General features: G+C 65.2%; 32 protein-coding genes, 1 tRNA gene and 1 pseudogene. 5 read left to right on the top strand and 29 right to left on the bottom strand.

The window, feature by feature from the left end:
- Positions 1-167 precede the first annotated feature (167 nt).
- On the top strand, positions 168-434 hold the full coding sequence (locus NO366_RS12060) for a cytochrome C oxidase subunit IV family protein (RefSeq protein WP_256531038.1): 267 nt from the start codon (positions 168-170) through the stop codon (positions 432-434).
- A 67-nt stretch (positions 435-501) separates the two neighbouring features.
- Here NO366_RS12060 and NO366_RS12055 read toward each other — a convergent pair whose 3' ends face one another.
- Positions 502-1833: a 4Fe-4S ferredoxin N-terminal domain-containing protein gene (locus NO366_RS12055; protein ID WP_256531037.1), complete on the bottom strand. Its 1332-nt coding sequence runs from the start codon at positions 1831-1833 to the stop codon at positions 502-504.
- A gap of 237 nt (positions 1834-2070) precedes the next feature.
- Here NO366_RS12055 and NO366_RS12050 point away from each other — a divergent pair, with 237 nt between their 5' ends.
- Positions 2071-2484, top strand: coding sequence for a high-potential iron-sulfur protein (locus NO366_RS12050; RefSeq protein WP_256531036.1), 414 nt, complete (start codon positions 2071-2073; stop codon positions 2482-2484).
- 22 nt (positions 2485-2506) lie between these two features.
- Here NO366_RS12050 and NO366_RS12045 read toward each other — a convergent pair whose 3' ends face one another.
- The 26 genes and pseudogenes from NO366_RS12045 to NO366_RS11920 form a co-directional block, all read right to left on the bottom strand.
- Positions 2507-3016: a cupin domain-containing protein gene (locus NO366_RS12045; protein ID WP_256531035.1), complete on the bottom strand. Its 510-nt coding sequence runs from the start codon at positions 3014-3016 to the stop codon at positions 2507-2509.
- Between the two features lie 282 nt (positions 3017-3298).
- A complete protein-coding gene (gene secY / locus NO366_RS12040) occupies positions 3299-4762 on the bottom strand; it encodes a preprotein translocase subunit SecY (protein ID WP_256531034.1) in 1464 nt (487 codons plus the stop codon).
- A 3-nt stretch (positions 4763-4765) separates the two neighbouring features.
- Positions 4766-5251 carry an uL15m family ribosomal protein gene (locus NO366_RS12035; protein ID WP_256531033.1) on the bottom strand — a complete coding sequence of 162 codons (486 nt, stop codon included), beginning with the start codon at positions 5249-5251 and terminating at the stop codon, positions 4766-4768.
- 2 nt (positions 5252-5253) lie between these two features.
- Positions 5254-5721, bottom strand: a complete 468-nt coding sequence (locus NO366_RS12030) for a 50S ribosomal protein L30 (protein WP_256531032.1) — start codon at positions 5719-5721, stop codon at positions 5254-5256.
- Positions 5718-6371 carry a 30S ribosomal protein S5 gene (locus tag NO366_RS12025; RefSeq protein WP_256531031.1) on the bottom strand — a complete coding sequence of 218 codons (654 nt, stop codon included), beginning with the start codon at positions 6369-6371 and terminating at the stop codon, positions 5718-5720. The genes NO366_RS12030 and NO366_RS12025 overlap by 4 nt, the downstream gene beginning before the upstream one ends.
- Positions 6364-6915, bottom strand: coding sequence for a 50S ribosomal protein L18 (locus NO366_RS12020; RefSeq protein ID WP_256531030.1), 552 nt, complete (start codon positions 6913-6915; stop codon positions 6364-6366). Before NO366_RS12020 ends, NO366_RS12025 begins: the two co-directional genes overlap by 8 nt.
- Positions 6915-7364, bottom strand: coding sequence for a 50S ribosomal protein L19e (locus NO366_RS12015; RefSeq protein ID WP_256531029.1), 450 nt, complete (start codon positions 7362-7364; stop codon positions 6915-6917). Before NO366_RS12015 ends, NO366_RS12020 begins: the two co-directional genes overlap by 1 nt.
- The gene (locus NO366_RS12010; protein ID WP_256531028.1) at positions 7361-8116 is read right to left on the bottom strand and encodes a 50S ribosomal protein L32e; all 756 of its coding nucleotides are present in this window, start codon (positions 8114-8116) and stop codon (positions 7361-7363) included. Before NO366_RS12010 ends, NO366_RS12015 begins: the two co-directional genes overlap by 4 nt.
- Before the next feature lie 2 nt (positions 8117-8118).
- On the bottom strand, positions 8119-8655 hold the full coding sequence (locus tag NO366_RS12005; protein WP_256531027.1) for a 50S ribosomal protein L6: 537 nt from the start codon (positions 8653-8655) through the stop codon (positions 8119-8121).
- Positions 8656-8659: 4 nt separating this feature from the next.
- On the bottom strand, positions 8660-9052 hold the full coding sequence (locus NO366_RS12000; protein ID WP_256531026.1) for a 30S ribosomal protein S8: 393 nt from the start codon (positions 9050-9052) through the stop codon (positions 8660-8662).
- Positions 9049-9225, bottom strand: coding sequence for a 30S ribosomal protein S14 (locus tag NO366_RS11995; protein ID WP_256531025.1), 177 nt, complete (start codon positions 9223-9225; stop codon positions 9049-9051). The genes NO366_RS12000 and NO366_RS11995 overlap by 4 nt, the downstream gene beginning before the upstream one ends.
- Positions 9218-9751, bottom strand: a complete 534-nt coding sequence (locus NO366_RS11990; protein ID WP_256531024.1) for a 50S ribosomal protein L5 — start codon at positions 9749-9751, stop codon at positions 9218-9220. Before NO366_RS11990 ends, NO366_RS11995 begins: the two co-directional genes overlap by 8 nt.
- 185 nt (positions 9752-9936) lie before the next feature.
- Positions 9937-10668 (bottom strand): annotated as a pseudogene (locus NO366_RS11985) (30S ribosomal protein S4e); the annotation flags it as partial.
- Entirely contained in the window at positions 10665-11021 is a 357-nt protein-coding gene (gene rplX, locus NO366_RS11980; RefSeq protein WP_256531023.1) for a 50S ribosomal protein L24, read from the bottom strand. The pseudogene NO366_RS11985 and the gene rplX, both read right to left, overlap by 4 nt.
- A 4-nt stretch (positions 11022-11025) precedes the next feature.
- Positions 11026-11424 carry a 50S ribosomal protein L14 gene (locus NO366_RS11975; RefSeq protein ID WP_007704216.1) on the bottom strand — a complete coding sequence of 133 codons (399 nt, stop codon included), beginning with the start codon at positions 11422-11424 and terminating at the stop codon, positions 11026-11028.
- A complete protein-coding gene (locus tag NO366_RS11970) occupies positions 11424-11873 on the bottom strand; it encodes a 30S ribosomal protein S17 (RefSeq protein ID WP_256531022.1) in 450 nt (149 codons plus the stop codon). The genes NO366_RS11975 and NO366_RS11970 overlap by 1 nt, the downstream gene beginning before the upstream one ends.
- A complete protein-coding gene (locus NO366_RS11965) occupies positions 11864-12313 on the bottom strand; it encodes a ribonuclease P protein component 1 (protein WP_256531021.1) in 450 nt (149 codons plus the stop codon). The genes NO366_RS11970 and NO366_RS11965 overlap by 10 nt, the downstream gene beginning before the upstream one ends.
- Positions 12314-12431: 118 nt before the next feature.
- The gene (gene rpmC / locus NO366_RS11960) at positions 12432-12638 is read right to left on the bottom strand and encodes a 50S ribosomal protein L29 (protein WP_256531020.1); all 207 of its coding nucleotides are present in this window, start codon (positions 12636-12638) and stop codon (positions 12432-12434) included.
- Complete coding sequence (locus NO366_RS11955; RefSeq protein ID WP_256531019.1) at positions 12638-13585, bottom strand: 30S ribosomal protein S3; 948 nt, start codon at positions 13583-13585, stop codon at positions 12638-12640. Before NO366_RS11955 ends, rpmC begins: the two co-directional genes overlap by 1 nt.
- Positions 13585-14064: a 50S ribosomal protein L22 gene (locus NO366_RS11950; RefSeq protein ID WP_256531018.1), complete on the bottom strand. Its 480-nt coding sequence runs from the start codon at positions 14062-14064 to the stop codon at positions 13585-13587. Before NO366_RS11950 ends, NO366_RS11955 begins: the two co-directional genes overlap by 1 nt.
- 7 nt (positions 14065-14071) lie before the next feature.
- Positions 14072-14494, bottom strand: coding sequence for a 30S ribosomal protein S19 (locus NO366_RS11945; RefSeq protein ID WP_256531017.1), 423 nt, complete (start codon positions 14492-14494; stop codon positions 14072-14074).
- Positions 14491-15213 carry a 50S ribosomal protein L2 gene (locus NO366_RS11940; RefSeq protein WP_256531016.1) on the bottom strand — a complete coding sequence of 241 codons (723 nt, stop codon included), beginning with the start codon at positions 15211-15213 and terminating at the stop codon, positions 14491-14493. Before NO366_RS11940 ends, NO366_RS11945 begins: the two co-directional genes overlap by 4 nt.
- Before the next feature lie 2 nt (positions 15214-15215).
- Complete coding sequence (locus NO366_RS11935) at positions 15216-15470, bottom strand: 50S ribosomal protein L23 (RefSeq protein WP_256531015.1); 255 nt, start codon at positions 15468-15470, stop codon at positions 15216-15218.
- A complete protein-coding gene (gene rpl4p, locus NO366_RS11930) occupies positions 15467-16219 on the bottom strand; it encodes a 50S ribosomal protein L4 (RefSeq protein ID WP_256531014.1) in 753 nt (250 codons plus the stop codon). Before rpl4p ends, NO366_RS11935 begins: the two co-directional genes overlap by 4 nt.
- A gap of 3 nt (positions 16220-16222) precedes the next feature.
- Positions 16223-17245 (bottom strand): 50S ribosomal protein L3, encoded by a 1023-nt coding sequence (locus tag NO366_RS11925; protein ID WP_256531013.1) that lies wholly within the window; start codon positions 17243-17245, stop codon positions 16223-16225.
- 4 nt (positions 17246-17249) lie between these two features.
- Positions 17250-18125, bottom strand: coding sequence for an RNA methyltransferase (locus tag NO366_RS11920; protein ID WP_256531012.1), 876 nt, complete (start codon positions 18123-18125; stop codon positions 17250-17252).
- A 297-nt stretch (positions 18126-18422) separates the two neighbouring features.
- Here NO366_RS11920 and NO366_RS11915 point away from each other — a divergent pair.
- Positions 18423-18493, top strand: a tRNA-Gly gene (locus tag NO366_RS11915).
- Between the two features lie 675 nt (positions 18494-19168).
- On the opposite strand, the gene NO366_RS11910 is transcribed toward NO366_RS11915, so the two are convergent.
- Positions 19169-20131, bottom strand: a complete 963-nt coding sequence (locus NO366_RS11910) for a hypothetical protein (RefSeq protein WP_256531011.1) — start codon at positions 20129-20131, stop codon at positions 19169-19171.
- A 582-nt stretch (positions 20132-20713) separates the two neighbouring features.
- Here NO366_RS11910 and NO366_RS11905 point away from each other — a divergent pair.
- Both NO366_RS11905 and NO366_RS11900 read left to right on the top strand, forming a co-directional pair.
- The gene (locus NO366_RS11905) at positions 20714-21058 is read left to right on the top strand and encodes a HalOD1 output domain-containing protein (protein ID WP_256531010.1); all 345 of its coding nucleotides are present in this window, start codon (positions 20714-20716) and stop codon (positions 21056-21058) included.
- A 112-nt stretch (positions 21059-21170) separates the two neighbouring features.
- Positions 21171-21485, top strand: a complete 315-nt coding sequence (locus tag NO366_RS11900; protein ID WP_256531009.1) for a thiamine-binding protein — start codon at positions 21171-21173, stop codon at positions 21483-21485.
- A gap of 39 nt (positions 21486-21524) precedes the next feature.
- Here NO366_RS11900 and NO366_RS11895 read toward each other — a convergent pair whose 3' ends face one another.
- Positions 21525-22817 (bottom strand): MFS transporter, encoded by a 1293-nt coding sequence (locus NO366_RS11895; protein WP_256531008.1) that lies wholly within the window; start codon positions 22815-22817, stop codon positions 21525-21527.
- Positions 22818-22960: the final 143 nt, after the last annotated feature.

Genomic DNA, 22960 nt, shown 5'->3' with positions numbered 1-22960 from the left:
CAGCTATCGGTGTCCGGTGACCGAAACAGGCGCACCCCGATTACGTGGTCGAGTCGACCCGGCCAGGGACCCAGTGGCTTCCGATCAGTACCTCGGAAACCGCCCGACGTGGCGACATCCGAGCGTATGAGGAAGCTATAAGTGACGCCCTCACAGAGTCACAGTCAATGAGCGACATCAGAAAATACACGGTCATTTACGTCGCGCTTCTCGTGCTCGCGACGGCGAAGGTCGCCTTCCACGGACTGGACCTCGGATACGGAATGTTCGTCGGCATCATCGGCGTGCTCGCCGTTATGAAAATCGGGCTCATCGCCGGCTGGTTCCAGCACCTGATCGACGAACCGCGATCGATCTCGTACATGATGGCCACCGCGTTCTTCATGGTACTCCTGCTGGTCGCAGCGGCTGGATACTCCATCCAGGGCACCTGAGTCGGTGGATACTCGACGAAACCGAACGTGCGCTTCAATTGGGTGTGCCGGATCGAACACCGCTTCGCTACCCCGCTTCTTCGAACCTGACTGTCCCCTCCTCAAGCCGATCCATGTTGTTGTCGAGCATTCCGACTTCCTCGTAACTGATCGGGCCAGGAACCTGTTCGGCGTGCGGCCCGGGTTCGTTCCCGACGTAGATGACGTTCGGGTCGGTCCCGACGTCCGCCAGCAGTTGAAAGGTCGAGACGCTCGTACCCGCCGACGCGTCGACGAGTTGGCGAGCCTGCTCTTCCGTCATGCCGTCGTCCTGATTCTCGGCCGGATCCTGCTCACCGGAGAGTATCGCGATCGCCGTCTGCAACTCCTCGTCATCGGGGGCAGCAGCTTGCATCCGAGCCAGCGGAACGTCGTCCAGGTACCGACGTGGATCGCTCTCCTCGTCGTTCATGTCCCCAAACTGGATCGCACCGGGTGGGCACGCATCCTCGCAGGCGGTCGTCCCGATCGCGTCCTGGCCGCGTGAGCCGTCCTGTCTCGTCGGACAGAACGTACACTTGCTCATCACGCCGCGGGGGGCGCGACTCGAAACCGGTCGTCCCCTGGCGTCGTAGTAATGATCCTCTTCGATATCGCTCAGCGGAACGTTCGGTTCGTCCCACTGGAAGTAGTTGACGCCGTACGGACAGGCGACCTGACAGTATCGACAGCCGATACAGACGTCGTAGTCCGTCAGGACGAGACCGTCGGATCCCCTGGTGTGGCGAGCCGTCGTCGGACAGACCTTCTCGCAGGGCGCGTCCGTGCAGTGCTGGCAGGGACGGACGAGACGGCCACGACCCGAATTGAGTTCCTCCTCCGGCGACTCCCAGTCCATGACGTACATCCAGTTCATCCCGGGGTTCCACCGGTGTTCCTCCTGACACGCTTGCATACAGGCGAGACAACCGTCGCAGACCTCGAGGTCGATCGACATGCCCCACTGGACGCCCGTGTCAGTACCGCCGTCCTCTTCTCCGACGGCGGCGGATCGAGTTTCGTCGTCGCCCATCACACCGTCGAAGCCGAATATGGCGCCAACGGCACCGACGGCGGCGAGCACGCCGCGTCTATCGATGCCGCCAGAGTCCGAATCCAGGAACGAATCGAGTCGAGACTCGTCGCTGGCCGCGGCTGCGTCGGCCGACGGTCTATCGTCCCGGCCGAACTCCTCCATCACCGCCTCGTGATACCGTTCGTGAAACGCCTCCTCGGAGAGGTCACCCGACGTCACGCGCATCGCATCCTCGGCCATCGCGAGTCCGAGGTCGGTGTCGTACTCCGTGTCGTCTAGCAGGTCTTCCAGTTCGTCCTCCCACTCCTGGCCCAGCGGATGGAACGGTTCGTCGGGATCGGTCACGGTCTCTCACCTTCCGATCGGCCGAACCGTCCCGGTCGGTCACCGACCGTTGGAGTCGGCTGGTCACGAAGACGTACCATCATAGGATTCACGGCCCACCTTCCACAACGATGGGCAAATAACCCGTTCTCACGTCCGCTGACCGGTTCGAAATCCTGGATGGAGAGGGATCGGTGCATATCACGTACGGAGAGGGTGCGGGCGGGGATTATAGGGGCGAGCGGTGTAGGCGAGGGCATGGACTCCGGGACACCAACCCGGCGGCGATTGCTCATGCTCGCCGCAGGCGGATCGATTTCGCTCACGGCCGGTTGTATCAACACACCGACGAGCGGACAGGTCGTGTCCGAGGAGCCCGCCAATTACTGCCTGGACCAGCTGGACGAGAGCGTCCCGGAGGCGGAAGCAACGGCCCTGAGTATCGACGGGGTCGAACGGCAACCGGCTGAGGAGCTCCTCCCCAAAGACGAAGCGGGCTACGCGTGTGGTCCACAGGACGGGATGCTCTGTGGAAACTGTACGTTCTACATCGACGATAAGAACGGGAACGCGATCGGTGCCTGTGCCGTCGTCGCCGGGGAAGTTCGATCGGTCGACTGGTGTGGACTCTGGGCACCTCGCGATGGGTTCGGCGGCGCCAATTCGGAGTGAGCCGCACGAGTTCGTCGAGTGATCAGGGAACCTCGCCGGGCATCGATCCCCTCGTCCAGCGACCGGTTTCGATCCCGCACCGAGAACACCGGGCAACGGTCGCCTCACCACCCGGTGCATCGTCGTCGACCACACGGTCGAGTTCGTTGTCTGTCGCTTCCCCGCACTCCGGACAGTCCCGGAGCTTCACCTGTTCCCCGTACTCGAGTGGCGCGCCCAGCGCCAGCGAGACGACGCGTTCCTCGCCGCGGTTCCACCCCCGCTGGAACTCGCCCGGCGGAAATCGAATTACCTCGCCGGCCGCAACCTCGACCGGTCCGTCCACTGTCTCGAACGTCGCGACCCCCGATTGCACGTAGAACACCTCCTCCTGGACGCTGTGACGGTGGTACGCGTACGCGAAGCTGTCACCGGGTTCTAGTTCGTAGTAATTGATCGCCAGATCCGAGGCCCCGAGCGGTCCCGTCACGTGGCGCATCACCGCTGCGGGCTGGACGTCGTTCTCGACGTCGTCGATTCGGACTTTCTCCATGCGGTGGCCACCGGTTCGACGGGGAAAATACCCACGACGTGGCTTGCCGCGAGCGTGCGACCGGCGAGGGACGGCTGGTACTCAGAGACGTACGGAATTCGATTCAGTCGGTCGTGGGAACCAACGGGTACCAGCCAGTACAGTGACGAGTATCGGACGACCGTCCGCCGACACCGTCTCGTCGACCACACCCGTTCGCAGTCGAGAGAACGGCCCGTTGAGGACGAGTGATGTGATCGACCGAGTTCCCAAACGACGAACGCCAGCGGGGCCAACTAGTCGCTACTCGCTGCCGAACATCTGGCGCATCATCGGGTGCATCTCCATCATCTGCTCTTCGGCGATCTCCTCGTAGAGCTTGTAGGTGATGGAGACGGCCAGCAGCAGGCCGGTCCCGGTGACGCCGCCGATAGTGCCGAGCATGTTGGCCCAGACGGCGAGCAAGCCGACGAGCGCACCGCCGATGACGGTCACTTGCGGGATGTACCGTTCCATGACCTTCTCGACGACGCCGACGTTCTGGCGGAAGCCGGGGATCTGCATCCCGGAGTTCTGGATCTGTTTGGCCGTCGATTCGGGCCCCATGTCGGTCGTCTCGACCCAGAAGATAGCGAAGATGGCACCACCGATCACCATGAACGTGAGGTCGACCCCGATCCGCAGGAGAACCATCCAGGTGTCCTGCGTGAGACCGGTCCACCACATCCAGTCCTGTGGTCTGTAGATCGGCGCCGTATAGTAGAAGAATCCGCTCACGGGTTCACCGCTCGCGTTGTACTGTCCGAGGAATTTCGGCATGTTCGCCCACTGCTGGTTCAGAATCCGGCCGAGGAACTGGACGTTCGCCTGGACGGCACGAACGAGGATCATCGGCAGGACGCTCGCGTAGATGAGTTTCACCGGGAATCGTCCGCGAGCCCCTTTCACACGCGAGTGGCTGAGGGGAATCTCGACGCGGACGGACTCCGTGTATACGACGATCAGGAAGATCAACACCGTCGTCAACAGGGCCACGATCTGGCCCTCGGAGACGAGCAGCTGGTAGAGCCCGTTACCACCGAGGACGGACTCGATCTGGACGTCGCCGGTCAGGATCAGGTACCAGGTGTAGAAGAAGCCAGCGCCCCGTTCGAAGGCGAAGAAGCCGGCGACGAGCATCTGGCTCACGCCAGCGATGATGAAGAGGCCGACACCGCTGCCGACGCCCCACTTGCTGACTACCTCGTCCATGTAGAGGATGAGGATGCCGCCGACGAAGATCTGGGCGAACATGAGCAGCTTCACGCCCGTCGCACCGAACGTGAGACTCCCGAGCGTGAGCTGCTGGGCCGGTACCAGGAAGCCGCTTCCGGCGACTACCAGCGGTGCGGCGGTCAACGCCGTCATCACAACGACGAGTAGCTTCTGCAACCCCTGGTAGAGGACCTGATCGCGCGGATCGTCGGTATCGAGCCCGAGCAGGTTCGCCCCGCCGAGCAGTTGCAAGACGATGCTCGCCGTGACGATCGGTCCGATCCCGACCTGCAGGATCGACCCCTGCTGTCCGGCCAGGATCGCCCGGAACTCGCCGAAGAGGTCCTCGCCTCCCCCTGTCGTCCCCAGGATGGCGATATTCGTGAGGAAGAAGTACAGTACCAGGATCGCCCCGGTCCACATGAGCTTGCGCTTGAAGGGAACGTGTCCCTCCGGTCTGCGGACCGCGGGCATCCGCGTCAGCACCGGTTCGGCGGCTTCCTTCCAGCCCATAGATTAGTCCTCTGTGTTCTCGTCGTCAGTTTCGGCGGCTCGCTCCTCGCCTCGCTCCGACAGTACGGCCGCGCCACCAGCGTCTTCGAGTTTCTCCCGGGCACTCTCGGTGAACGCGTCGGCAGTCACCGAGATTGTGTCGTGGACCCGTCCGGAACCGAGGACCTTCACGACGTCGACCTCGTGGCCGTCTTCGACCACGTCGCGCGCGTCGATCGCGTAGCCGTCGTCGGTCTCTTCGGCCAGGCCGTCGGCGACGAGGAGCGGGACGTCCTCGTCTAACGTTCGGACGTCGATCTCGGCCACGGTCGGCCGGGCGTCCTGCGGGCGCTTGAAGCCGTGTTTGTGCTTCGGTTCGTAGTTGTGGAACTCGTGTTTGGATCGCCCCGCGCGGCCGCGTCCGCCGCGGTGACCGGCCCCACGTCGATTCTTGTGGGTACCGCCGCCGTGCGTCCGCGAACCGCGCTGGCGTCGTTTTTTACTCGTCATGGTTAGCGCATCGATTCTAGCAGGTCGTTAATCTGCTCCGTTGTATGCTTTCCGAGTTGGCCACCCTCACCGGTCGGTTTCTTGATACCCGCGTGCCCGCCCCGCGGCGGGTGCAGGCGAAGCGTCGGTGAAAGTCCCTCCTCGCGAAGCGTCGTTTCCTCTGCGAGTAGCGCCTCGGCCAGATCCTCGAAGTCGTCGAAGTCCGTGTTGTCGGCGAGCCACGACTCGTCGACGTCTGCCTGTCGACCCTCGAGCGGTTCCGCACGTTTCGCGAGAACCGCAGCCAGCACGTCCACGTCCGGTTCGCCGTACGCGACGTAGTCGTGGACCTTCGTGAGCATCCCACGGTAGGCGTCCGTCTCGGGGACGAGCGTCGCGTGGTTGACCTCCGGGACGTTAAGCATCATCAGCGTGTCGTCGACGGCGTCGGCGCGGTCGACTTCGCCGCGAAGTTGAACGATCGCGTTCATCGTTCGACCACCTCACCCGTGTCGGTGTCCGAACGAGCCGCCGGCCGTCGGGACTGCGAGGCGTTCTCGAGTGCGTTGAACGTCGCCTTCGCGAGGTTGACAGTCGTCCGCGTATTGCCGTGGCTCTGTGTCCAGGCGTTCTCGATCCCTGCGAGTTCGAGGACGGCGCGAACGGTATCGCTCGCCGCCAATCCGAGACCCTCGGGGGCCGGAATGAGATCGACCTCGACGGAGCCCGCCTTCCCGCTAGTTCGGTGGGTCAACGAGTGCGGTCGGTCCGACCGGTCCTCCCACGAACCGGAGCCGCGGGGCACCTCGATGATGTTCAGCTTCGCTATCTCGATGGCCTTCTGGATGGCCGAGCCGACCTGGTCGTCTCGCCCCTCGGCGTAGCCGACGAAGCCGTTGCGGTCGCCGACGGTGACGACGCAGCGGAACTTCACCCGGCGACCGGAGTCGGTCATCCGCTGGACCATGTTGATGTCGAGCACCTCGTCGTCGAGCCCTGGCAGGAGCTGGTCGACGAGCTCCGGTTCCTTCAGCGGGAGTCCGGAGTTGAGCGCGGCCGACATCGTATCGATTTCGCCGTCCTGTACCATCCGTCCGAGTCGCGTGACGGGCTCCCACCCGTCGTCATAGCCGTTACTCATTGCTGATCGCCTCCCGTACCTCGTCGAAGTGTTCCGGCAGGTCCGTCGCGTCGAAGTCACCGCCGTAGAGCGGCTCGTCGAGCGACTCGGCGTACTCGGCGATGTGCTCGCCACGCGTTCGCGACCAGTCGGCGAGGACGCTGTCGTTGTGGGGAATCTCCAGCCCAGCGTCGATCGCGCCCTCCTGGACCGCGAACACCTTGTTCCCGGGTGTCGCCGTGTTGAGACCGAGATCGAGGACCGCCTCCTCGATTCCAGCCTCGACGGCGCATGTCCCGGCCAGCAGTCCGGTCAGATACGCCGCCGGGAGGTTTCCAGTCGGTGCCTCCCAGCCGTACTCGGCGAGATCGCCCGAGTGTGCGCTTGCGTGTGTCTCGTCGCCCTGAGGGCCGGGAGTGATCAGCTGCGCCCTGACGTGTGCGTTGGACGTCCGCGCGACGAGGCGCGGCTTACCGGATTTCAGCAGGCGCAACCGCTGATGGTAGTCCGTCCGGACCTCCCGGCGACGTCGCATCGGTACCTTATAGCGTGGTCCTGTTGCCATTATTCGTCACCGTATTCGTTCTCGATGTAGGTCAGCATGTACCGGACGCTGCGGAACTCGCCTCCACCGGCCTTGCGGTAGAGTTCGCGGTACTCGGTCGGCGTGAGCTCGTCCGCATCACGTAGCTCGCGCAGCTTCCGTCGCTGAGCCCGAATCTGGTTTCGCCACTGTTCTTTCTCGTTCTGCCGGGCACCCGCCTTGCCGCGTCGCTTTCCCGGCCCCTTCTGGTGGCCGTACGCTCGCTTCGCGTTCCGTTCGCGGGCTCGCCCGCGGGAGTTACCACGGGCGTCCTCGGCGCGGATGGTTCCCTCGTCGACGAGTTCGCGGATCTCCTCGCGCGTGATGGCCTGGGAGATCTCTCCCTGGGCATCCGGGTCGAGCCAGATGCGGTTCTCGCCGACGTCCATGACGTCCGCTGCGAGTCGTTTCTGTGCACTCAGATCCGTCATTCGTCTACCTCCACTTCGACGTACGTCGGGTTGAGGACGCGAACGCCCGCGTCCTCGGCTCGCTCCTCGATGCGTTCGCGCTTTCGCGCGCCGACCGAGGAGGCGATTCGAACGGCCTCCGTGTCGCCGTCGACACCCTCGAGATCGTCCACGTTCTCGACGCGGACCTCCTCGAAGCCGCTCGGGTGCGTGCCGCGCACCGCTTTGGGCGTTCGGTAGCCGGCCTCGACCTTCGGACCCTTGCCCTTCACGCCGCGGCGCTGCTTCGAGAGGCCGCCACGCGGTCGACGCCAGGATTCAGGTGTCCGCTTTTTCTTGTGGTAGTCCTGTCGGTTGAACTGCGGGTTGCCTTCGTGGCGCCGCTCGGTCAGCAGGCGACCCTCCTCGTCGGTGAGGTCGGGTTCCTTCTCGGTCAGACCCCGGGGCTGCAGTTCGGTTTCGACGTCTTCGGTCTCGGCTTCTGGTTCGGCCTCGTCTTCGATCTCGGCCTCGGTCTCCGCGTCGACTTCGAGATCGCCGACGTCGGCCTTGATACGTGCGGCCAGTGCCATGCCGACGCCGTCGACCGCAGCCAGATCGTCCTGGGACGCCTCGCGGACGTCGTCGACGGATTCGTAGCCGGCCTCGCGCAGCGCGTCGGCCTTGCTCTCGCCGACACCGCTGATCTCGCCGAGACTCGACGGGCCGTCAGCGTCCGCCGACGGGTCGTCGTCGACCGTTTCCTCGACGTCTTCTGGTTCGTCGTCTGCCATGTTCAGGCACCTCCTTTCTGTGGTTTGACGGTGATGTAGACGCCGTCCTGGAAGACGCGGGTGTCCTTGCCGCTGACCTGGGTCAGCTGCTCGATGTCCGCGGCCGTCTGGCCGACGTGTTCCTTGTTGGGACCGGAGAGCGTGATGGCCTCGCCATCCACGCTCACCTGGGTCTCACCGTGGATCGTCGTGCGTCGCGGTGCCTTCTCGCCGAGGAAGTTCTCGATGACGACATCGTCGCCCTCGACGGTGACCTGCATGGGAAAGTGCGAGTAGAAGACTTCCATCTCGTACTCCCAGCCCTCGGTCACGCCGTGGAAGGCGTTTCGGACGTGGCTCTCGAACGTGCCGACCGTCGCGTTCGTCTTCGCGTCGTCGGCGTCGCTCTCGATGACCACCTGGTCGCCATCCGTCTCGACGGTGACGTCGGGGTACCAGAGGCGACGGGAAACCGTCCCCTCCGGACCGTCGACCGTCACGTCGAGGTGGTCGACCTCGACGGTTACGTCGTCGGGTATGGTGAGTGTTGTGTGTGCCATTGTTCTAGTAGACGTAGGCGATCACCTGTCCCCCGATGCCGCGCTCGCGAGCCTCGTAGTGGCTCATGATGCCCTCGCTCGTCGTAACGACGAGCGCACCGAAGTCTCGAGCGGGGAGGAATCGCTTCTCCCACTTCTCGAACTCGTCGGCGCCGGCACTGTAGCGTGGCTTGACGGGGCCGCACTCGTTGATCGCTCCGTTCAATTCGACCTCGAACTGTCCGCCCTTGCCGTCGTCGACGTGCGCGAAGCCGTCGATGTACCCGCGGTCGTAGAAGACCTCGAGCACCTGGCCGATCACGTTCGAGGCGGGCCGTACGTCGTGGCTCAGATGACCCACGCTCTCGGCGTTGTCGATGCCCGAGAGCGCGTTGCTGAGTGGATCGTTTCCTGTCATCGGTACTTCTTGAATCCCATGTCGCGGGCGATCTCCCGGAAGCACTGCCGGCACAGGTTGATGTCGTACTTGCCGACGAGGCCCTGATTGCGGCCGCAACGCTGGCAGGCCGCTAGCTGGCCCGTCCGCTTTTCGGCGTGCTCGCCCGTCCGTTCGTTCTCACTTTCACTCATCGTCTACCTCCACGTCGAACGTCGCCTCGAGGAAGCGAACCGCGTCCTCGGGTGTCAGTCGGTGGTTCGACGGGATCGATCGGGTCGCCTGGTCGCGCTTTGAAACGCGATACCCCGGACGAACCAGGTTGACGGTCACGTCCAGCCCGTAGATCCCGATGTTCGGGTCGTACTCCTGTTCGGGGAAGTCCGTGTGCTCGGCGATGCCGAAGCTGAAGTTCCCCGTCTCGTCGAACTGGTTCGACGACAGATCGGCGATCGCCAACGCCGTCTCGAGGAAGTCGGTGGCGTCGTCGCCACGAAGGGTGACCTTCGTCCCGATCGGCTCTCCCTGACGGATGCCGAATTCGGGCTCGGTCTTCGAGGCGAGCGTGCGTACGCTCTCCTGGCTGGTTACGTCCTCGATGATGTCCTCGGCGTCCGCGAGCTCGCGGCCGCCCTGGCCGACGCCCATGTGGACGACGACCTTCTCGACGCGCGGCCGGCGCATCGCGTGGAAGTCACCGGACGTCTCAGCGTCGCTCATTCGTCGTCACCTCCCTCGTCTTCGGTAGCGTTGGGCTCCTCGTCGTCCGAGGCGCTCCCCGCCTCGCTGCTCGCGGTGTCACCGCTCGTCTCGTCCGAGGCGCTCCCCGCCTCGCTGCTCGCGGTGTCACCGCTCGTCTCGTCCGAGGCGCTCCCCGCCTCGCTGCTCGCGGTGTCACCGCTCGTCTCGTCCGAGGCGCTCCCCGCCTCGCTGCCCGTAAAGTTCTCGTCGATAACGACGACGTACTCCTCGACGGTCTCGAACGCCTCGTTCGTCGCGGCCGCGTCGGCCGCTTCGACACGGACGATGTTCGAGCCGCTGCCGGGTGTGACGTCGATCTCGACGATCTGTCCGACCTTGCCCGCGTGGTTCCCACGGACGGCGGTCACGAGCGCTCCGTCCTCGTACGGGAAGTGCGCGACGACAGTCTTGTCCTCGTTGTCGACGACGATCGAGTCGTTCCCGTTGTAGGTCGACACATCGTCGACGGTCACGTTGGTCCCGTCGTGCAGCGTAAGCTGCGTGACGCCACCGGTGACCTGCCGTTTGCTCTCGACCTTCCCGAGGCGGCTCTCGGCCGCGTCTGCGTCGATCGACGTCAGCGCGAGGCGACCGCCTTCGTCGGGGAAGACGCGGTAGTACTCCTCGCGATCGGGGAACGCCACGATGTCGAACATCCCGATGGGACGCTCTTCGTCGTTGATCTCGTCGCCGTTGACGAGCACCGCGTCGTTCGAGAGAGCGTAGCGCGCCTCCTTGCGGTTGTCGACGTACTCGAGGACGTCCCGCAACAGGATCAACAGCGGAACGCCGTCTTCGCCGTGCGGTCCCGCACCTGCTTTCACCGTGAAGGTGTCGGTCTTTCGCTCGACCGGCCAGGACTTCGGAACCGAGAGTCGTTTCTGATGGTTGCTCATTCACTATCACCTTCGAGTCGGGCCTCACGACGGTCGTCACTCAGGTCGATCTCCGTGATGCGGAGGTTCGACGCGTCGAGCGGCCGGGCGACCGACTCGCCATCGGCCGTCTCCACCGTCACGTCTTCGACGTGGACGACGCCATCACGAAGCGAGACGGAGAGTACCTCACCCTCGGTCCCGGCGTGGTCGCCCCGCATCACTTCGACCGTGTCGCCGGCGTTGACCCGCGTGCGTCGCGTGCCGTACTCCTCGCGAAGCTCGCCCGAGAGGGTGGCGTGCAGTTGTGAACTGCGCTGGTGCAGCGCCGCCCGCTCGGTCTGATTTCGCTGTGTGCGTGGTTGCTTGCTCATGGTTCTATACGATCATCGTAGCGGTGCTCGCGATGGCGCCGAAGCGTTCGGCGACCTCGCGGGCGATCGGTCCTTTGATCTCCGTTCCGCGGGGTTCTTCGTTCTCGTCGACGATGACCGCCGCGTTGTCCTCGAACTTCATGCGCGTCCCGTCCGGGCGCCGAACGGTCTGGCGCTGGCGGACGACGACGGCTTCGAGCACCTGGCGGCGCATCTCGGGCGTCCCCTTCGTGACGGAGACGGTCACCTTGTCACCGAGGCCAGCCTTGGGCTGGCGGTTCTTCGTGCCGTGGTAGCCCGCGACGCTGATAACCTTCAGCTCTCGGGCACCGGTGTTGTCGGCACAGGTGACGAGCGACCCCTTCTTGAGTCCCTGCGTGACGTCGGCCTTGATCGCCTCCATCACTGCTCACCCTCGTTGGCCTCGGCGTCGGCGCCCATCGTGACGTCGTCGGTCGAGAGCGCTGGATCCGGTTCGGGCTCGCGAGTGAGTTCCGCGACGTCGGCGGCGGTCGCCTCCTGTGTTACTTCGACGACCACGTGCGATTTCGTCTTCGACAGTGGTCGGGTCTCTGCGATCGTGACCGTGTCACCGACCGAGAGTGGTTCGAGCACGCCCGGCACGTGTGCCGGGATGCGCGAACGACGTTTCATGTACCGATCGTACTTCGGTACGGCCACGTCGTACTCTCGCTCGACGACGACGGTCCGATCCATGTCCGTCGAGACGACCTTCCCTTCGAGGACTTGCCCTCGAACGGGAAGCTCGCCGTAGAACGGACACGTCTCGTAGTCGTATTCCTCCGGGTTCTCTGGTTCCGGAGGGGTATCTACATCTAGTCCTATTGCCATGGTGAATCTCCTGCCGTTTCGGTACGGCGGGCCGGTCGTTCCTGCAAGCGCGATCCATCGACCGTAACGTAGGCCACGCCCTCGCCAGCGCCGTCTGAGGCGGAATCCGTCTCGGACTCCCCCGCAGGTTGAGTGTCGGCCAGTTTGGACCCGGTCCCCGGGGCCTTTCGGTCCCCGGCGGCGTCATCTGTGATCGCGAATTCGAACGTCGTTCCCACCTTCGGTACCGTGACCACCCGAGTCTCGCCGTCGCGACTGTCGGCGGCTTCATCGCCACCCAGTTCCGCTTCCAGCGGAACGCACTCGATATGGAGGGTATTGGTCGTCTCGAAGACGACACGCCCCTCGATGCCAACGCGGCCGAGGTCGTCACTCTCGACGACCCTGACCGGTAGGCCAGTGAGTTCGTGTCGCGGCAGCGTCTCGGGTGTCAGTGGCATGATTATTCGTCGTCTCTGTCGGCGGCGTGGCCGCCTCCGATTCGAGCCGTCTCCGACGACTCGCTAGCTTCGAGATCGCCCTCTTCCTCACGGGCCCGGTCCGTTCGGATACACGATCTCATTCGAGATCGCCCTCTTCTCGCTGGATCGTCTTGATCCGGGCGACCGTCTTACCGAGCTCGTTGATGCGACCCGGGTTCTCCGGAGCACCACCGGCGGCGAGGATCGACTTCTGGTTCAGCAACTCCGTCTCGAGTTCTTCGAGTTCGGACTCGCGCTCGGCGGGCGTCATGTCGCGAATCTCCTCGACGTGGAGGATCGCCATCAGGCGTCACCTCCCTCGTCTTCGTCGGCATCCGCGTCGGCTTCCATCTCCTCGACGAGCGCTTCGGCCTCCGCCTCGACCTCCTCGTCCAGGTCTTCGGTGACCTCCTCGGCGGCGGATTCGGCCGCCGCTTCGTCCGCGTCGGTCTCGTCTTCGACCGTCTCCTCGACGATCTCTTCCTCGATGGCCTCCTCGACGACCTCTTCGTCGAGTTCGGGCTCCTCGGTTGGTTCGGCGGCCTCGTCACCCTCGGCCGACTCACCGGCCTCACCCTCCTCGGGCGTACCTTCGAGCAGTTCCTCGACGCCCTCGTTCGCCTCGACGGCGTCCGGGACGACCTCTTCGGGATCGAGGTCGTCGTGAACCTGGAAGTCGTCGGGCAGTTCTGCGCCCGGCGGGATGATCTTCACGTCGACGCCGATCGTGCCGAGCTTCATGACGGCGACGCCCTGGCCGTGGTCGACGACCTCGTCGGCGGGCTCGCCGTTGTGCTTGATGTAGCCGCGGTTGAACTTCTCGACGCGCGAGCGCGCGCCGGTGACCTTCCCGGAGAGGACGATCTCGGCGCCGAGTGCGCCAGCGTCCATGATCCGGTCGATCGTGGTGTGACCCGCTTTGCGGAAGTACCAGCCGCGCTCTAAGGCGTTGGCCAGTCGATCCGCGACGATGCGAGCGTTGAGGTCGGGTTCGTCGACCTCCTGGACGTCGATCTGCGGGTCGTCGAGGTCGAAGCGGTCTTCGAGTTCCGTCGTGACCTTCCGAATGTTCTCACCGCCCTTTCCGATCACCATACCGGGCTTTTCGGCCTTGAGGACGATCTGTGTCCCCATCGGCGTCTGGGCGACCTCCATGCCGCCGTAGCCGGCGCGACCGAGTTCGTCGGCGAAGAACTCGTCGATCTGTGAGCGGCGAAGCCCGTTCCGGATGAACTCGTGTTCGTCCGCCATCAGGCATCACCCTCCACAGCGTCTTCTGTCGCCGCCACGACGATCTCGACGTCGACCTGGGGCGTGTTCCAGGCCGTCGCTCGACCCATCGCACGGGGCTTTCGCCCCATCGACTCGCCGACCTTGTGGGCGGCGACGTGGGCGATCTCCATCGTCTCGCCGTCGAAGCCCTGGTGGGCCGCGTTGGCGGCGACGTTTTCCAGGAGATCGAGGAAGGCACCGCCCGCCTTCTCGGGGTACTTGCCCGCGTCCCAGCCGTCGACGTCCGAGCGATGCCCGGCGCCGGTGTTGTGGGACTTGAACGGGACCGAGCGATCGCCCGCGACGACGGCTTCCAGGTACTCCTGGGCCTCGCCGACGGACATGCCCTTGATCTCACGGGCGATCTCCTTGCTGTGCTTGTGGCTCATGTGACGCTCCCGGAGCATGGCTTTCGCCGTGGTGTCCGGATCCGCGTCGACCGAGTAGCTGATTCCCATGCGTGGATCACTTCAGTGGTACGAACTTCGAGGAGCGCGTTGCACCGATACCGGCCTGTCCGTGCTCGACGGACGTGCGGGTGAGCTGGAACTCGCCCAGGTAGTGGCCGATCATCTCGGGTTCGATGCGAACGCGGCCGAACTCCTGACCGTCGTAGACGGCGAAAGTGAGGTCGACGAACTCCGGCAGCACCGGCATGTTCCGCAGGTGCGTCCTGATCGGGTTACTCGCCGTCTCCTCTTCCGTCCGGTCCCGGGCTTTCTCGAGCAACTTCTCCTGCTCGACCGAGAGCCCGCGCTCGATACTTCGCCGCTTGCGTGCGGGTAGCAGTTCCGCGACCTCGTCGAGCTCCATCTCCTGCAGCTCGTCTAACGTGTAGCCGCGGTAGGTGAACTCACCCTCGCGGCCGGTTCGATACTCCTGACTCATTTGTTACCACCGCGGCCCGTTCGCCGCGACGAGATGTCGCCCACCTTCCGGCCCGGCGGGGCGTCCCGCGAGACGGACTTCGGGCGACCGGGATGCTGGCGACCGCCGCCACCGAACGGGTGGTCGACGGCGTTCATGGCGACACCACGAACGCGGGGCCACTTCGTCCCCCGTGCGCGCATCTTGTGGTACTTGTTCCCCGCCTTGACCATCGGTTTCTCCGTGCGGCCACCGCCGGCCACGACACCGATCGTCGCGCGACAGTTGGGGTCGAGGCGTTTGGTATCGCCGCTCGGCAACTGGACGACCGCCGCGTTGCGGTCGTGGGTGATCAGGTCCGCGTTGACGCCCGACGCGCGCGCGAACTTCCCACCGTCGCCGGGCTTGGCTTCGACGTTACAGATCGGAACGCCCTCCGGGATCTCCGCCAGCGGGAGCGTGTTCCCGGGCTTGATCTCCGCGGAGATGCCGATCTGGATCTCCTCGCCGACGGCGATGCCCTCCGGCGCGAGGACGAGGCGCTGGTCGCCGTCGTCGAATTCGACGGCCGCGACCGGTGCCGAGCGGGCCGGGTCGTGTTCGATGTCGACGACCGTGCCACTGACGACGTCGGCGTCCTCGAGCGTTCGGTGCTGGAGGTCGGCCTTGTACCGGTGCGACGGCGCACGGAACGTCGGTCCGCCGCGCCCGCGTCGCTGGCCCTGAATGCGTCGTCCCATGGTCAGAACACCCCGATTCGCGAGGCGACTTCCTGCGCGTCGTCGTCCTCGTCGAGCGTGACGGTTGCTTTCTTCGTCCCTTCCATCGTTACCTGCGTGTTGAGCTTGGTGACAGTGACGTCGAAACGGGACTCTACCTCCTCGCGGATCTCGGGCTTCGCCGCGTCGACGTCGACGATGAACTGGAGCTTGTTCTCGAAGTCCATGTCGTTCATCGCCTTCTCGGTCACGAGCGGGTAGTCGATGAGCGAACTCATCGCTCGCTCACCTCGGAGACTGCGGCTTCAGTCCAGACGGTGAGTCGGCCCGGGTGTCCGCCGGGTGCGAGGTCCTCCGCGTTGACCTCGGCTGCGGTCGCCACGTCGGCGCCGGCGAGGTTGCGGGCGGCCTTCGAGGGGCCCGCCTCGCTAGCGGTCACGAAGAGGATCGACTTCGGCTGCTTGTACTTGCGACCGCGAGCCTTCCCGCGACCGGCTCGGACGGAGCGACCCTCGTCGGCGCGCTCGACGTCGGCGTCGAGGCCGGCGGCCTCCAGGAAGGAGACGACATCGCGGGTCTTTTCTAAGTTCTCGAACTCGTCGTCGACGACCAGGGGAAGGTCGAGATCGTCGTCGAACTCGTGGCCGCGGTCGGCGACGAGTTCGGCGTCGGTGGTCGCCGCGACGGCACTGCGAGTAGCGAGCTTGCGTTCGTTCGTATTGATCGATTCTGTGTGGTCGGCCTCGGCCTTCGGCGGATGGGCCTTGCGTCCACCGACAGCCTGGGGAACGCGTCGCGCGCGTCCGCCTTGCTGTGGGACGTGGGCCATCCCCCGGCCGCTGCCGGGACTCTCCGCCGAGGTTCGCTTGCCGGCGAACTCGTCTGCGCCGTAGGCCTGGGTTCGGTTTGCCTGGGCGACGGTGACGGCACGGGTGATGAGGTCCGGGCGATACTCCGTCTCGAAGATCGCCGGGAGCTCGACCGAGCCCGCGTCGCCGCCGTCCAGGTCGTGTACTGTTGCCTCCATGGATTATCCCTGGTTCGATGCGGTGGAGACGAACCGGACCTCGGGATCGAGGCGCGGCTGGTCTCCGGGTCGGATCGCCGGGCGGAAGCGAACGAGTCGCTGCGATGGCCCGGGAAGCGAGCCCTTGATCAACGCGTGCGGGCCGTCGACCTCGCCGTAGTTGACGAAGCCGCCGTCGACCGTCGCGTCGGCGCCGTCGCCGATGGCGAGCAGGCGCTTGTTCAGTTCGGTGCGCTGGTGGTAGCCGGTCTGGCCCTGCTGGGGAACCGTCGAGCGAACGCGGCTCGGGTTCCACGGGCCGAGGTTACCGATGCGGCGTCGCCAGCCCTGGCGGGCGTGCTTGCCCTTTCGCTTCTGGACGCCCCAGCGCTTGACGGGGCCCTGGGTGCCCTTCCCTTTCGTGACGCCGCTCGAGTCGACGTACTCGCCGGCGCGGAACACGTCGTTCATGACGTGTTCGCCGCCGTCCTCCGAGAGCAGGTCGAGACCGAACTCGACCCGTTCGTCGACCGAACCGCCGCCGACTCGCGTCTCCATGACGTCGGGTTTGGTCTTCGGGACGGACGGGATGTCTCCCGGCATCGTGTACGTGATCGCGCGCACGTCGTCCACGCGACCCTCGTCGAGAGCGGCGGTGAACTCGTCCGCGGCGGTGTCACGGTCGTAATCGTCGCCCGGCAGGTCGAGCGTGCGCGAGAGCTCGTCGTCGAGCTCGTCCGCCCAGACCTCGGCGACCGGCTGCTGTCCGTATGGCGATTCCTCGTACGCTCGCAGAGCCGCGACGCGCATCGGCGGCGTCTCCACGATGGTGACCGGGACGGTCGTCTCCATCCCTTCGGTCGGCGAGTTGGCGGCGTCGTCGACCGTCACCACGTGGGTCATGCCGGCCTTGTAGCCCGCGAAGCCCTGTAGCGTCGGCTGTCCGTCGTCGTCCGGCCACGAGCGAAAGCGCGGGACCTCGCTGGTCGCCCGCTTGCGTGGGCCGAATCCGAGTGAGCCTTTGCGTGGTGCGTGTTTTTGTGGCATTCTATCACGCTCTCAGTGAGAGGCAGGCGAGGGTGGCGAACATCGCTTCCTCCGTTCGCACCACCTCGCTGCCCTGGTTCGGAACCGTGTTCAGCCAGAGGTCGAACCCCGGATCGGCGCTGGGTTCGACTCCGTCTGCCGCCCCGTCGTCCCCGATGGACGACGGGCCGACACGTGACTCCTCGATTCCGAGGATGTCCGGCAGCCCTCTCTCGGGCGCACCGAACACGACGGTCATGCCGTCGCGCTCGACGCGTCCGGCCAGTGTCTCGAGTCGCCCGGTGGTGAGCTGCTCACCGTACCGGGACGACGCGATGCGAACACCGGCGTCCTCACGGCCGAGTGCTGCGGAGAGGTCCGTCCGCTCGATCGACAGCCCCGGGAGGGGCACGTCTTCGAGTTTCGCCCGGACCGGTCGTCGCGAAGAGATCCTGACGGTCACGCGTTCCCCCTCGTCGACCACCATTTTCGGTGGGACGTTGAGGGAGATCGGGTGTTGCAGTCCGCAATTGACCCGGACGCGGCCTTCAGGTCCGACCTCGGTCACGATCCCTCGTCTTAACGACCCCGAACCGTTCGATCCGGAGCCGGTCTGTGTCGTGGCGCGGAGCGGCGGCAGGACGCCCGCGTACTCCAGTTCGTCCCGCTTGCCCCACGCCTCGGTTTTGAGGTAGGGGGGCGTCGCGGCGTACCGCAGCACGGTTTCTGCGAACCCGCCGTCGAATCGACCCGTCTCGCCGTCCCCGTCGGGGAAGACGATCAGGCGGTCGGCCCGGAAGATCGTCGCCGCGCGGGCGACGTATCCGAGTTTGCGAGTTGCCTCGCGTTTGTCCTCGGCTTCACGGGCGATCGACGACGGCACGAGTACGCTGACGGTCATGCCGTGGCGCTTCGGCGCCTCGTCACTAGACTGTAGCGATTCCTTGCGGACAGGATCTTAAAAGGGTGGCGAAACGATTCGGGGCTGTGACGCCCTGTCACCCCCGATAACGTGGGAGCCGGGGGCACAGTCAGGCGCGAGAGACTGACCGGCGCCGTGATCGGTCGAAGACGGACCGAAACCCGCCCGAGAGACGGAAGACCCGCGCCGGACCACGAACCGTGTCACGGCGTAGCGAATCGCCCGCCTTTCGCAACCCTTATACCCTCATCGGGGTGTACATGAGAGTGCAACAGGGCGCTGGTAGTGTAGTGGTATCACGTGACCTTGCCATGGTCACAACCTGGGTTCAAATCCCAGCCAGCGCACTTCTCTGAATTTCATCCCACGAGCGACCGCGCCAGCGTGTCGCGAGTTCGCGATGAATTCAGGAATGCGTTCTGGATTTGAATTACGGAAGACGCACGCTCACGAGCGAAGCGAGTGAGATCGTCTTCAGGTGGTTCAAATCCCAGCCAGCGCATTTCTACGGCGAACAACCTTTCCGAGCACCGCGAAGCGTGTGCTCGGAACCCGTGAGCCGTGAAATCGCTCTGGATTGAAAGAGACCAGTCGCAGCCCGGGAAGCGAAGGAACTGAGCGACCCGGAACGTCTGGGCGTGGTTCAAATCCCAGCCAGCGCATTTCTCTGAATTTCGTCTCACGTGCGACCGCGGTGGCCTGTCGCGAGTTCGCGGTGAATTCAGGACTGGGTTCTGGATTTGACGGAGGCCACTCGTAGCCCGGTCGCTCGACGGAACGGACACGCCTCCGCTTCTAAACTGACGGACGCTGCGGCGCCGGTACCAGGATTTCACCACTGCCCGCTGGCACGGCACAGTCGGTCACGTCCCCACTTTCGAGCGCAACCGTCTCTACTCGCTATCGATCGGCCGCGTAACGCGCGGAAACACCCGGATGGAAGCACCGGTGTACGTCCGAACGCCCGGGTCGATCCCGTTCGAAGGCGATGCAATCTTCTCAGGGAGACTCGGGTGACGGCCTCACACGACGCCATGGGAGATGTCGATTCGATACCAGTCGCCCTCGTACCGCACGTACCGCACCTGCGGGTGTTCTTCGTCGTCGGGCACGACGGGAGGTGCGAGGGACTGGACCTCCCGTTCGAGTTCGTCGGCCGCGGCCCGCCGTCGCTCGGCGGTCTCCTCGTCCACGTCGTCCAGTTCGTGATCGCAGATAGTCATCGATCCACCCGCGTCTTGCGTCTCTGAGAGGAGTTGGCGCACCTCATCGCTCGGATCGAACGCCGTCGACCCGCGACGCTCGAGCACGTGGTCGGCGAACGCTTCGACGTCGTCAGTGACCGGGTTCGCCGCGTATCGGTACCGCCGCGCATCGATCGATCCCTCGCCAAGACGTTCGATTCTGGCTACGTGGCCACCCGCCTCGATCGCCGACGCCTCGATGCCCGAGGCGAGCACCGAGTCCGCTTGATCGGACTCGTCGAGATACCCGGCGACGGACGAGACCGAGTAACGCCCGCGTATATTTTCCGGGGAGATAGCGTAGTCCACCGTTTCGCTGACGCGCCATCGATCGTGGCGGGGCAAGTCGGTGAACGCGATCGCGTCGTCCGCCAGCGCGTCGGCGTCCATCTCGCGGTCGCGGGAGAGTTCGTACTCGGGGCCGGAGACGCGTCCTTCCGCGATCGTCTCCGCAGCGATCTCGAAAAAGCTCCCGTCGTGTTCGACGTACGTTAGCCAGCCCAGCGGGTCGCGGTACAGCGTCTCGACCGTCGGCTCCTCGCCCGCGAGGACCCGATCTGCGAGCCGAGCCATCATCGCTGGCGCGTCGTCGACGTCGTCGGCCCCGTCGGCCGCGATCGCTTCCGCGTCGACCGGCTCGAACGAGACGGAGGTCGATGCTGTACACCCACCGGCCATGCAGCCGGCGAGTGCGCCGAGGGGCCCGACGGCAAGGCCGGCCAGGACGGCTCGCCGATTCATACATCCGGTTATTGTAATTCATTTAAATGCTTTGTGTGCGAGCCGCGAGCCGCCGCCTCCGCTACCGAACGGATACGTTCGTCTCGCCTCGACCGGTTCCGGTCTCGTGGCAAGGATGCTAACGCGACGGAGTACGAAGGACATTCCCAGACCACGAACGGTTCGCCGCGGCGCTGGGCCGATTCCCGGGTTCCATCCGAACGACGTCGTCTGGCACCACGGACTCAGAACGGGGTCGTCATCGAACGCGTCCGCAAAATAGGCTTCGTCGGAACTCGGGACCGATCCGCCGCCCGCACCCGACATCGGAGCGGTTCCAGCCCGGAACTGGCCGCAACGCACCCACGATCGCTGAGAGATGACGCCCCTGGTCCGGCCGCCTCTCGAAGGCGACGATCGGGAGTTATGCCGTCATTTCCCGGCCCTACCGATAGATTTCGGCAACCTGGGGCGGAACGAGCGAGCGAACGCGGACCGATCCGATGCCGGAACCGTCACACAAGCCGACTCGTGTCACAGCCGATTACCTTTTGTACCCGGATGGGGTAAGGGACGATGAGCGATCGCAGACCCGTAGCGCCAATGCAAACCGAAATTACCCGTAACTCCGATACGAGCGAGCTCACGTACGACGAGGCGAACGACCGCTTCGAGGTCGAGTACGATCCCGAGGGGAGCGCGACGCTTCTCACCACGATCGTCCACGGACTGACGGCGGTCGTCGACGTCGACGTCTCGCAGGGCGAGTTCTCCCTCTACGACAGCGTCGACCCCGACGCCCTCGAACGCATCTTCAGCCCGAAGGCCGACGGCGAGGAACGCACAGGCGGGCACGTGGCCTTTACCGCCCTCGAGTGCGAGGTCTACGTCTACGCGAACGGCGAGATCTACATCTACCCGCCGCCGCAGGTCGAACGGCCGAACTGACACGGGCGTGGGGAACGCGAGGCTGCCACCGAGTCTCGACAGTGAGGCCGACACGGCCCCGAGTTTCACCTGAACCTGCTGTTTTTAGGCCCGAGCGTTCGTACCGTCGCGTATGACCGTCATCGGATTTCTCAGTACCGCGCCCGCGACCGACGAGAGCATGGCCGAGGACGTGGCGGGAGCGATCGAGGCGATCGACGACACCGGGCTGACCTACGAGACGGGACCGATGGGAACGACGATCGAGGCCGACTCGATTGGTGAGTTGCTCGACGCGGTCGAGGCCGCTCACGAGTCGATCGACGCCGATCGCGTCAGCACGTTTCTCAAGGTCGACGACAAGCGGACGAGCGACGAATCCGCGAGTGAGAAAGTGGCCGCCGTCGAGGAACACCTCGGTCGCGACGCACGGAGCCAGGACCAGTAACGTCGATCACAGTCACGTTCCGCGACGACCGGCGGCTCGTCACTCGTTGGCCGACGCGGGACTGCTCGCAGAACCGCCGCCCAGGATCGTATCCAGGCCGACGGCGAGTACCACCGACAGACCGGCCCCGACGACTGCGAACCCGGCCATCGTCGCGAGGAACGTCGGCGTCGAGATATCGAGGACGACGCCACCGATCGCGATCGAGACAGCACCGAGGCCGAACTCGCCGAGGTAGGTGTAGCCGTAGGAGAGTCCGCGCGACTCCGGTGGCGTGTAGACGGCGACGGCCTCCTGGTAGAAGGGCTGGATCGCGAACAGGGTGAATCCGAAGATGGCGCTGAGGGCGATCACGGCCCCTAGGGCGGTGGGACCACCGCCGCCGAGCGAGAGAACCGGAACGTACGCGAGCGCGAGGACGGCAAGCACGGCGAAGAAGGAGAGCAAGCCGCGCGCTGGCGTGATGCGATCGGTGAGTCGACCGCCGACGTACTGGCCGACGATACCGACGACGAGTAACCCAACGTAGATGTAGTCACCTGGTTCGATCCCGCGGAGCGTCTGTCCGGGATCGAACCCGGCGAGGGCGTCGGATCCGTGCAGGATCTCCGGAAGGTAGGTCAACATCCCCCGGTAGAACAGCCCTTCGAACGTGACGATGACGAACACGAGGGCGAACGCGCTCGCGAAGAGCGTTCTGGAGTCGGTCAGCAAGTCCCCGAGCGAGAGTACCTCGTCGGCGTCAGCGTCCGTCTCGTCGTCGACCGCGGCGGTGGAGTCGAAGTCCGCGGTGAGTCCGTAGATCGCCGCGAGGACGCCCGGAACCGCGAGGACGAGCGCGGCACGTTGCCAGGGAAGTCCGACCGCCATGAGCGTCGCGGCGACGAACGGGCCGAGCGCGATGCCCGCGTTCCCGGCCATGCCGTGCCAGGCGAAGACGCGACCACGTTGCTCGACGCCGGTGCTGATGAGTGAGAGGCCCGCGGGGTGATAGATGCTGGCCGCGGCGCCCCAGCAGACGAGGCCGACCGCCACGCCGGCGAGCGAACCGGTGAGGCCGAGGATCACGAACGACGCGCTCATCCCCGCCAGGCAGGCGACGACGAGTGTCTTCGGCCCGAATCGATCGGCGAGGATGCCCGCCGGGAGCGCACCGATCCCGAACGGGGCGTAACCGAGCGCGACGACGAGGCCGACGAGCACGTTCGAGACGTCGAACTCCGCGAGCCAGACGACCAGGAAGATCGGAACAGACGTCTCGAACCAGTGGACGAGTCCGTGACCCGTCATCGCGAATCCGGCGATGGCGCGGTCGTTTGCGGAGAGTGCCATGGAGCGTTCTCGGCTATACGGGGCCGTCGCGGCTACTTATCGCCTTGGAAACCGGCGGGACGAGCGCGAGACGATACTCGGGGGCGACACGAGACTGGGGACGGGGAGCCGAGCACCCGTCGATACACGACCGCCGGACCCAC

This window comes from Halovivax cerinus (assembly GCF_024498195.1).
In the GTDB taxonomy this organism is placed as follows: Archaea; Halobacteriota; Halobacteria; order Halobacteriales; family Natrialbaceae; genus Halovivax; species Halovivax cerinus.
Note: the sequence above shows the minus strand (reverse complement) of the source record. Positions and strands in the feature narration are given on the sequence as shown.